The organism is Rubneribacter sp., assembly GCF_965361815.1.
Map to the genome: position 1 here is coordinate 1 of NZ_CBDTNW010000078.1, position 10,494 is coordinate 10,494.

The window sequence follows — 10,494 nt, forward strand, 5'->3', positions numbered from 1 at the left end:
ATGCTCCTGCAATGCAGACATCATCCGAAGTGAAGCTCGCAAGCGGCCAGCGCATGCTGTCAAAAGCGTGGGATATGGTCGGCACACACCTCCAATCGAAGCCCATAAGGCGAGCGGCAGCAAAATCGACAGCAACCGGATTCGTGCCAGCCATAAGCACCCCGCAATCTTTGGCGTCGGCATCCAAAGGACCGTCTCCTTCCGCCGCAATAACAGCATCAACAATGGTCAGATATGCACGCTGGAGACCGTCTCGCATAATTCCGTATCTGTCTGAGTACAACAAAATGCGGTTCAGATCGAGGGTTGTACGCCAAATGGTGTCATTGCCATACCACGAACCGTTGCGAATCGTTTGCGATCCTTGCGACCCCAGCACCTTGCCTGCACCTTTTTTCACAAGCCCAATGGGATAGGAGATGAGAGGGTTTTTATGTTTTAGCAACGTAGCCGCCATGCCTTTGAGAGCTTTTTCGACGTGGGATTTCTTGGTAGCACTAAAGAACTGATCCCCGCCTTCGTCAGGCACCCCCGTCGTATGATGCGGCAACGAGTTTTTCACAACACATGTTCCCACGGCATTTTTCAAAGAGCAGGTAAGACCGCCCAGTTTGTGCGTCTTCAATTTAGGCACGTTGATAAAGACGTCGCACGCCAAAACCGTATTTGACATAACATAGATATTGTTTCGGTCGTTATGATAGCGGGCTGTCTCGGCCTGATCGTAATCTGCTCCGTAGTAGGTTTTGTTCGCTTTTCCTTCAAACAGGCTCTCAGAACCCAAATCTATCTCGCAGTACCCCAAAGGGTCTCCTGCCAGCTGTTTTTTGCCAACCGTGACACCCTCGCGCGTGATCCATTTTTCCTCACGCAAGTCGAAGTGCTCCACCGCAACGGTCGTGTTGGCGGAGCATCTTTGTACGATGCCATCGAGATCTAACAGCCTTGCAATCGCTTCGTAGTCCGAGTCGGTCTGAGGAGCGTCCGCAATAACAACACGTCCACAGCCATGTAGCGCACAAACGGCTTCTCGCACGATTCGCTCCACAACAGCGGCGTGTGTGACAATCTGCACCGTTTCGTTGGGATGATCCCATCTGTGCTCAGCAACAAGATTGGGCTTGACAACAACTGTCTGTCCGGGTGACACCGCCTTTCGCACCAACGAGAACACCTCGTCGGCAAAACCGTCCGAGAGAAGTTTTTCGTACGAGTCCACCCTGTTTCGCACAACTACCGCGCACTCATTCATCGAGCAACTCCTCGTATCTCGGATACGACAAAACGCAATTTGCCCGACTTTGCGCGTGGGACCGCTTCCACATACTCAAAACGGATAGGCACCTCACAGGTAAAGCTTTTTGCAAACTGCATTCGTGCTATGCGCTCATCTTCAGACACATCTTCTTGCGTCTTTTTCGCATACACCGTTATGGAATGGTCGGCATGCTGGTGTATCTGAGCCTCTGCGATATGGATCGTGTCTTTAAACACGTGGTCGAGCTTTCCAACGCAGGTGCCATCGGGGAGAATGACGCTATCTTCCGCACGCCCATCAAGAGATATCACCTCGCGTCGCCCGTCGGCATGCGTCTTCACCCTACCAACATCGCCCACATCCCAACGGAGAAGGGGCATGGCAAAGTTGGTAAGCGTTGTTCCGACGATTCTGCAGACCGCCTCACCAGGCTGCCCAACAAATTCAACTGCGGCAAAGTCCTCGTCCACAAACATACGATGGTCCAGGTTTTCGGAGAAGTTAGCTATGCCCTCGCACATGCCGTAATGCTGATACGGCCGAACGCCAAACGCGCTTTCTATCAAAGCCGCCTGGCTCTCCAACAGGTTTTCGGCGCCTGTGGTGACAAACCGAATATCGTCAAATCCAATGTCATGCGCGGCAGCGAATGCGGCTATAGGCGCCAACAAAGAAGGGTATCCGTGAATCCAAGGGATCCGCTCGCGAATGAGCTTTTCACAATATGCCGCAAGGTTGCGGTCGCTTTCATGAAAGGCGCTGAAATAGACCTGGTGCCCTGCGAGGTTCATTCTCCAAAAAGGGGGCTTTTTCTGTTTTACCGGCACGACCTTTTGCGTCCCAAACATCGCTTGGGGCGTGCCAAACTCAATTCCGAGCGCGCGCCTAAAACGCCACCAGCATGCCCACTGCTCGTCTTGCGATTCTGGAGTGATGGCAAACACAAACCCCGATCCTGTCGTTCCGCTCGTATGGTGATTTATCGTTTTGCCCGCATACGCGGATGACAGGAATTCTTTTGGGCTTTTGTTAACTACCTCCTTAGTAAGGATTGGGAGTTTCGAGAGGTCCGCAAGTTCTCGAATGTCGTTGGGGCTTACGCCCCCCTCTTTGAACGTGCGTCTGTAGTAAGGCACCGTTTCATAGCAGTGCTTCACCATCGCACGCAGACGAGAGTCGCGGTATTCGGCCAGCCTCTCCGGACTCCATGCGGCACGGCTTTCGTAAGATTTGAGTTTTTCCCAAAACCCCTTTCCGTATCGTGCATGGCAAATTCTTCGCCCTTCAAGCGAACACGCCCAATTCTGCGCGAAAATCGGCAGCCGGCCGTAGAGCGTCATTTTATCCACGTGCGCCCTCCAGGGCTTCCAGCAACGCCCTATGTCCCGCGAATGCGTCCTCGATGGCGGTGTTGGATTCTTCGCCGGCTAGCACGCGCAGCATGAAGGCGTATTCGTTCTTGAAGCCCTTGTCTTGCCTAAGTTTTGGCGAGCTTTTGCGGGTGTTGCTGTAGCGCGCAAGCCCGATGTAGTTGTCCACCTCGTAGACGTTGCCCGAACTGAACACGCGCAGCTGCTCTTTGGGATACTTCTTTGAGCCCATTGAGGTGTAGACGATGTTTGCGATAGCGCCTGATGCCATCCGCATCGAGATGAGCGCGTTGTCTTTGCACGGGCACCCTGGCGCATCGGCAAAGGTAAGGCGCAGGTCTTCCAGAGCGCTACCATCAAGGGCCATGATGACATCGACCATATGGCATGCCTCCCCGATGATGCGCCCACCTCCCACCTCCTCATCCTGTGTCCAGTGGTCGGCGGGTATCTCTCCGGCATTTACGATGTAGTCATAGACCGCCGGCACCTCATGCGTTTTCAGCTCTGTGCGAATTTGCTTGATGGAGGGTGCGAAGCGTCGGTTCATGCCGCAGAAAAGCTCACCGGGATTTTCTCCATAGGCGGCTTCAATCGCATCAAGTTCTGCCAAGGAAAGACATAGCGGCTTTTCGCAGTAGACGCTTTTGCCCGCCTCAAGCGCTTCTACAACAAACCGTGCGTGGGAGTTATGACCACTCGACACCACAACAAGGTCAATATCGGGATCCTCGAGCATCTGCCGGTAATCACTTGTCACATAAGAAAACTCTTCGGTGCCCGCCGTCTGGCCTGTGCTCACCCCGCCCGTGGTAGCAAGGGCCCGCAAAGCAAACGAGCCGTTGCCTTTCATGGTGGGAAGAATGGTGCTTCTGGCGAAACCGCCGCCTCCTATAAGGCCAACGCGCACTTTATCTGCCGTGATCGCAAGGGGCGCTTTCGCAGCCGGCCGGACCACCTCATCGAGCTTTCCTTCCCGCTGCCCGTACTTGAGCAGGATGGCCACGTACTGCTCTTTTTTCTTGTTGGTCGTTATCATCTCGTAAGCACGCTGAGCTTCCTCGAAGGGAATTTCATGTGTAATAAGATCAGATAAATCGAGACGTCCGCGCGCGATAAGGCGGATAAACTCTTCGACGTTGCGCCCTTCCGTAAAGCGCACATACCCTATGGGCAGATCGACGCCCTTCTCCTCATAGTCGCTCTCGTAGCGGCCCGCTCCATAGGAGCGCGCGATAGTAAACGTGAGCTCTTTGGTGTAGAAGGGCTTGCGCTCTATGTCCATCTTCGTCACCCCGATCATGCAGATCGTGGCGCGATCGCGAGCGATGGCCGCAGCAAGATCCATAGGGCCGTTTGAGCTCGTGGACGCCGCAATGATGACCTTGTCCACCCCGCGCCCAAACGTCTCAGCAAGGGCCATCTCGGCCGCGTTGTCATCCCCGGAGTCGATAAAGGATTTCAATCGCGTACCCGGCATGGTGCGATCGGCCACGTCAAACCCAATGACATCGCAACCGTAGGCATCTAAAATGCGCGCGCATATCTGCCCGATGAGCCCTAGGCCGATAACAGCCACCGTCTCGCCAGGCCGAACGCTTGCCTGATGGATCCCTTGAAGCGCAATGCCCCCAAGGGCGCACAGAGACGCCTGCCGAACATCGGGGAAGTCCTTCGGGAGCTTGGCCACCAAATTGCGGTTCACGCGGTTCACCTCGGCATGGTAGGCTTGGCCCACCATAGCCACAAGATCCCCGGGGGATACGTCGGTCACGCCAGAGCCAACGCTTATCACGCGCCCAACCGCCGAGTAACCCATAGGCATGGGCTCTCCCAGCTTGTTAAACGCAGCGTCCATAGTGGTAAGCAGCCCGTCAGTGGAAAGCTTCTCCATGACTTTTTTCACCTGGTCGGGCCGCTCAAGCGCTTTGGCGACAAGATTCTTCCCGCCGAAAGAAGCCAGCGTGCGCTCCGTCCCGGCAGAAACAACTGACCACAACGTCTCAACCACCACAAACCCTCGCTTCGGAGAGGGTGCGGGAACTTCCACCTCTCGCATGCTTCCGTCATCTACCATGAGAAACAACTGCTTCATGTCATCTCCTATCGGTCGCAATCCCACGAGATGTCTCGCGAGGCAAGGTCTATCACAGCGGCTATCGAACCCGCGCCATACCCTTCGGCGCACGTCGACCGAAGCGCCTTTCCAAACTCGGGGCAGTAACACGATTCGCAAAGCTCAGGTCCTTCTGCGGAAACGCCCAAAAGATGGAACCGAGAGACGAGCCTCACAGAAGGGTCGGCCGCATCGACAACAGCCAGCCGCCCGTCTTCTCCAAGCCAAACGGTTCGCTCAATGCGGTTACCCGCCCAATCCACCATGCAGCCGCGCACCTCGAACTCTCCAAGGCGCTTCCCCCAGCACCGAGCGCTCCTCGCCATGCGAAACGGCGCCCAACATTCGGACTGCTCAATGCCGTCTGCCTGCACGGTGCTGTGGGCGGCGGTGCGCTTAAGGTCCAGACGGCGCTCATCCTGGTAGGCGTACGTTCCGCGGTTGACCACCGCAGGAAGGCCGTCCACAAACACCTCCATGGAAAGCGCATCGCAGTGCGCATGCCCCAAGGCGCATTCAGGACCCGGCGCTCCCGCGTCAAAGACCACCTTGACGTGTCCCGCTGCCGTATCGCGCTCTATGAGGTAGTACCCCGCATCCGGCAGGTCGACCCTGCACGTTGGCGCGATGCCAAAACGCTTCTTTGCGCACGAAAGCAGCGCATGGCAGCTTTTCGCCACGTTGTCGCCGCTATCATTGAAAAGAGGCGTTCTGCTCGCGCCCCGCTCAAGCGAGAAAAGGCAGTCGCACATCTTTTGCAAGCGCAGAAGCGCTACGGTTTCTGCTTCTTCCATCCCCTGCGCCTGCAAAGTAACCGCAACCCGCAGTAGATCTTCCAGCACCACCTTGTGATACAGAGGGCTTAATTCAAAATGCATCCCGTCTGGAAGAATTTGCTCGCAAACCTGCCCTGCGAGCACTGGCAGGGCAGCATCAAAGGTTTGTGTGTCATTGAAATAGTGCGCTAAAATGACAAGCGCTTTGAGATTCTCCAAATAGTGGTTTGCCAGCAAATCTTTCTCAAGGTGTTGCGACAGATGCATGTACTGCTGCGCAAGCGAGCAATTGAGCGCCGACACAAAAATCGGATCGTGGTCAATCTTCTCTCGCAGCTCCCCGTAAAATGCAAGCCAGTTAACCACACGCATAGAGATGACGTACGGATCCCACGCTACGCCGCCTACAGATCGCGGGCAGCTGCGAATCCAACTCTCCACAATAGCTTTTCCCTTATCAAGATAGCGCACGTCGCCCGTATCAAGATACGCCTTTGCAAGCGGAAGAAGATACTCGTGGTAATGCAAATTGAAGCGCCAGAGCGGCGTGGACAGCTCTGCGTGCCACGATTCGCGCCAATCGACTTGCTCCTCATGGTGCAGCAATTCGATGCGATCATCAAGGATCGCATCGACATCAAAACGCGAAAGCAATACAGGGTCGAAGTCAAGTTCGGGCAGAACCGGGATAGCCCCGATGTCGGCTTTACCAACATCGGGCTTTGGACTGTAGCCAAAACGCAGTGGCGTCTTGCCGCCAATCCTTCGCCAAACGCGGTAAACGACCTGAGATGGCTTGAGGTGCATTGCGGTGGATATATAAAGGCGAAGCTTCGACATCAAGCCAAAGCTCCCCGGGACAACACGTTCGCAATGCGGCTGCTCGCGCGGCCGTCTCCGTAAGGGTTGGACGCATGCGACATTGCCTCGTATTCCGCAGGATCATCCAACAAGCGAGAAAACTCGCGATGGATCACTTCTTCCTGCGTGCCAACGAGCCGCAGCGTGCCCGCAGCGACGCCTTCGGGGCGTTCAGTTGTGTCACGCATAACAAGAACGGGCTTGCCGAGAGAAGGGGCCTCCTCTTGAATGCCGCCCGAATCAGTGAGGATGAGATGGCTCGCCGCCATGAAGTTATGGAAGTCCGCAACTTCGAGCGGGTCAACGATGCGCAGGCGGCCAAAGCCATCAAGCTCCTCGTGGGCTGCCTTGCGCACCTGCGGATTCAGATGGATGGGATAGATAGCCTTGGTGTCGGGCCTCTCCTCCATCACGCGACGAATCGCGCGGAACATACGCTTCATGGGCTCGCCAAGATTCTCGCGGCGATGTGCGGTGACGAGGATGAGGCGGCTGTCGGACGCCCACTCGAGATCAGGATGCCGGTAGTCATCCCTGACCGTTGTGCGCAGCGCATCAATGCCGGTGTTTCCGGTGACGAAAATACGGTCATCGGATTTCGCTTCGTCCAGAAGGTTCTGACGGCTCGTCTCTGTCGGCGCGAAGTACCACCTTGACACAACATCCACCGCTTGACGATTAAACTCCTCGGGCCAAGGCGAGCAGAGATCCCGCGTGCGCAGGCCAGCCTCAACATGACCGACGGGAATCTGGAGGTAGAACGCAGCGAGCGCGGCGGCGAACGAGGTGGTCGTGTCGCCGTGAACCAAAACGACATCCGGCTCCTCATGCTCAAAGACTTTCCTCATGTTCAGCAGCACGTCCGATGTGATGTCGAAGAGCGTTTGCCCTGGCTTCATAATAGCCAAATCGTGATCTGGCCTAACGTCGAACACGCGCAACACCTGGTCGAGCATCTCCCGGTGCTGGCCGGTGACGCATACGACCGCGTCGAACTCTTCAGGGCGGCCCTTCAACTCGTTCACGAGCGGACACATCTTTATCGCCTCCGGGCGAGTGCCGAAAACGAGCATTACTTTTTTCCTCACGGAAACCGTCCTAGAGCTTGTAGACGTTTGAGCCATTGCCCATGACATCACGAGGGTCGATCAGCACGCAGCCGCCGAACGCCTCCGGCCTTCCCTTGACCTCGGAGTGGCCAACCATCACAATCACCATCTCTAAACCTTCGAGGAATTCATCCATTGAATGCACCTGATTGAGCACGACGTCCGACTCGACCCACGGGTCATAGACCTTCATGACGGCCCCTCCCAGGTGCTCGGCTTGCGCCTCCAGCATTTGCAGAGTTGGAGACTCCCGCACGTCGTCCACGTCCTCCTTATACGTAAGGCCGTAAATGCCCACCCTCGAAACGTCCGAGATGTTGCGCTCCCTCATCACCTCGTATGCGCGACGCAGCACGTATTCGGGCATGCCCGCATTGGTCTGCAGCGCCAGGCGGATGAAGTTGGCCGCCTCGGGGTAGTCGCCCACGAGGAACCAGGGGTCCACCGGTATGCAGTGGCCGCCCACGCCGGGGCCGGGCTGCAGGATGTTCACGCGGGGATGCTTGTTGGAGATGCGAATGACCTCGGCGACGTCCATACCGCCGATACGGCAGATTTTTGCCAACTCGTTGGAGAAGGCGATGTTGACCGCGCGAAACGTGTTCTCCACGACCTTGGTCATCTCAGCGGTGCGGATGTCGGTGAGGGCGATCTCCCCCTGGCAGAAGCTCGCATAGAGGCCGGCAACCCTCCTGCCCACCTCCGGATCGTCCGCGCCAATGGTGCGGTTGTTGCGCAGCAGCTCGCTCACCATGTTGCCCGGGATGATGCGCTCGGGGGCATGGACGAGCGCGACGTCCTCGCGGCCGGCTTCGGCCAGCAGCGGGCGCACGTAACGGTCAATCGTGTTCGGAGAGACCGTGGACTCGATGACGAGAACGGCGCCTTCGGGAGCCACCTCCAGCACGGTCCTGGACGCCGCGACAACGTACGCCGGGTCAATCTTCTTGTCGAGCTTGTCGTAGGGCGTTGGCACGGACACGATGTAGGTGTCGCAGACCTGGTACTCGGTGGTGAACTCCACGCCCGCCCTCACGGCCTCCTCGAACAGCTCGTCGAGGCCCTCCTCCTTGAAGGTGGTCTTGCCGGCGTTGAGCGTTTCCACCAAAGCGGCGTTGCGATCCGTCCCCACAACCTCCACGCCGTGGGATGCCATCATGAGGGCGGTAGGCAGCCCGATGTAGCCGAGCCCTATGACGTTGACCATTTCCTTGCTCCTCATCGCTTTCGGCGGATGCCCGCCGCAGCATCCTCAAGGATGCCGAGCATGCGCTCCGCCATCTGGCTTCTCGTGTAGTTGCGCTCCATGAAGGAGCGGGCGCTCGCGCCCATCGCGGCGAGCCTCCCCGGGAGATCGGGGCCTCCCGCGAATTCGCGGAGCGCCTCAGCGCACTCGGCGTCGCCTCCGCACAAGGCGATTCCGCCTCCGCTTTCGCGGACGAGGCGCGCCGCCTCCCCCTCGGGACCGACAAACAGCACCGGCGTGCCGCGCGCGAACGACTGGAAGATCTTCGAGGGGACGGTTCCTGCGAAGCTTGCGTTTCGCCGCAGCGACGCCACCGTCATGTGGGCCGACGCGTAGCGCGGCTCCAGCTCGTCCATGGGAACGCCGCGGGATAGGGACGCGAACGGGTAGGCTCCGGATGCGATGCCCTCCTCGACCACTCCGCGCGAAGCGCCCTCTCCGACAAGGTCGTAGCTCCCCAGCAACCCTTCCCGGGCAAGCCCAGCGGCGAGGTCGAGCGTGCGCACGACGTCCTGCGAGATGCCCATGGTGCCGAAGTACCCGAGGCGCAGCGCGCCAGTCCAGTCGTGCTCGCAAAAGACGGGATCCGCCCCGTTGGGCACAACGGCCATCTTGCTCTCGGGGACGCCTTGGAGCGCAAGCTCGCGCCCAAAGCCCTCCGTAAGGACGACCACCTTGTCAGCCGCCTTGCAGAAAGAAAGCTCGCACGCCTTCATTGCTTTCACCTTCGCGCAGCTCTCGGAGCTGCCGGTAGCGGCCATCTGCCTGTACGTAAGGTCGCGGAACTCCACGACGAGGGGCAGCCTGTTCTTCTTGGCATAACGGACGCCGAGCCATGCGGCAAACACCGTGCCGCTCGTCGCGAGCACCGCGTCGTAGTCTTTTCCGATGGGAGAGTCGCCGCGCGTATTGCGCAATCCGTTGGCGACGAAGCTGAGGCCGCTTTCGATGCGTTTTTTGAAGCTCGTATTCGCTTGCATTTTCGATTGCGAGCGGAACACGCGCACGCCGTCAACGCTCTCTTCGCCAAGCCGCTCCATCGCGTAGCCGTCGAACAGCTTCCCTGCAGGATAGTTGGGCCACCCGGTGAACACCGTGACGTCGTGTCCTTTTTCCGCCCATGCAACCGCGTGGTCGCGAGCGCGAAACGCACCGGCTATATTCTCCGGGCTAAAGAATTGCGTGAAGTAGAGGATCCTCATCGTCCCGGCCTCTTCTTGCCAAACATCGCGCCGAAGGCGCCAAGGGGGCATTTCGCATCCGCGGGAAAGCCAGCGCCTCTCACTTCCAGCGTGTGCGTCGCAGGCATCAGCTGGCCCCTTTTCCTGAGCGCATCGCGCCAAGAGTGCGAACGACGAGATCCAGGTCTTTCGCGATGCCGCGGCTATGCATGTAATCCAAGTCGAGATCGACCATCTGCTCGAACCCGATATCCGACCTACCCGACACCTGCCAGGCTCCCCCGCAGCCGGGTTTGACCGCTAGGCGGCGCTTGGCGCGCTCGTCGTATTGGACGACCTCTCTCGGGAGGCCGGGCCTGGGGCCTATGAGGGACATCTGGCCGGCAAGCACGTTCAGGAGCTGGGGGAGCTCGTCTATGGAGTGCTTCCTGATGAAAGCCCCCACGCCTGGAACCACCCGGGGGTCTTCCCTGATCTTGAACAGCGGGCCGTCGGCCTCGTTCGAGCCTTGCAGGTCGGCCAGCATCTCGTCTGCGTTGGGCACCATGCTCCTGAACTTCCACATGCGGAAGGGCCG

The 10,494-nt window shown here is 58.2% G+C and carries 8 protein-coding genes; all 8 read right to left on the reverse strand.

The window, feature by feature from the left end:
• The coding region (locus tag ACWKY3_RS05915) for a DUF362 domain-containing protein (RefSeq protein ID WP_449315503.1) at positions 1-1,252 on the reverse strand (1,252 nt) is incomplete at its 3' end.
• Complete coding sequence (locus ACWKY3_RS05920; protein ID WP_449315504.1) at positions 1,249-2,607, reverse strand: phenylacetate--CoA ligase family protein; 1,359 nt, start codon at positions 2,605-2,607, stop codon at positions 1,249-1,251. The genes ACWKY3_RS05920 and ACWKY3_RS05915, both read right to left, overlap by 4 nt.
• Complete coding sequence (locus ACWKY3_RS05925) at positions 2,600-4,723, reverse strand: bi-domain-containing oxidoreductase (RefSeq protein ID WP_449315505.1); 2,124 nt, start codon at positions 4,721-4,723, stop codon at positions 2,600-2,602. The genes ACWKY3_RS05920 and ACWKY3_RS05925 overlap by 8 nt, the downstream gene beginning before the upstream one ends.
• An 8-nt stretch (positions 4,724-4,731) precedes the next feature.
• Positions 4,732-6,360: a heparinase II/III domain-containing protein gene (locus ACWKY3_RS05930; RefSeq protein WP_449315506.1), complete on the reverse strand. Its 1,629-nt coding sequence runs from the start codon at positions 6,358-6,360 to the stop codon at positions 4,732-4,734.
• The gene (gene wecB / locus ACWKY3_RS05935) at positions 6,360-7,454 is read right to left on the reverse strand and encodes a non-hydrolyzing UDP-N-acetylglucosamine 2-epimerase (protein WP_449315507.1); all 1,095 of its coding nucleotides are present in this window, start codon (positions 7,452-7,454) and stop codon (positions 6,360-6,362) included. Before wecB ends, ACWKY3_RS05930 begins: the two co-directional genes overlap by 1 nt.
• A gap of 25 nt (positions 7,455-7,479) precedes the next feature.
• On the reverse strand, positions 7,480-8,697 hold the full coding sequence (locus tag ACWKY3_RS05940) for a nucleotide sugar dehydrogenase (protein WP_449315508.1): 1,218 nt from the start codon (positions 8,695-8,697) through the stop codon (positions 7,480-7,482).
• An 11-nt stretch (positions 8,698-8,708) separates the two neighbouring features.
• A complete protein-coding gene (locus ACWKY3_RS05945) occupies positions 8,709-9,938 on the reverse strand; it encodes a glycosyltransferase family 4 protein (RefSeq protein ID WP_449315509.1) in 1,230 nt (409 codons plus the stop codon).
• A 106-nt stretch (positions 9,939-10,044) separates the two neighbouring features.
• Positions 10,045-10,494 (reverse strand): sugar transferase (locus ACWKY3_RS05950; protein WP_449315510.1); only part of this gene is annotated, 450 nt, incomplete at its 5' end.

Coding starts and splice junctions, on each gene's coding strand:
- ACWKY3_RS05945 (WP_449315509.1), bottom strand. CDS start 9,938: ATGAGGATCCTCTACTTCACGCAATTCTTTAGCCCGGAGAATATAGCC.
- ACWKY3_RS05930 (WP_449315506.1), bottom strand. CDS start 6,360: ATGTCGAAGCTTCGCCTTTATATATCCACCGCAATGCACCTCAAGCCA.
- wecB (WP_449315507.1), bottom strand. CDS start 7,454: ATGCTCGTTTTCGGCACTCGCCCGGAGGCGATAAAGATGTGTCCGCTC.
- ACWKY3_RS05925 (WP_449315505.1), bottom strand. CDS start 4,723: ATGAAGCAGTTGTTTCTCATGGTAGATGACGGAAGCATGCGAGAGGTG.
- ACWKY3_RS05940 (WP_449315508.1), bottom strand. CDS start 8,697: ATGGTCAACGTCATAGGGCTCGGCTACATCGGGCTGCCTACCGCCCTC.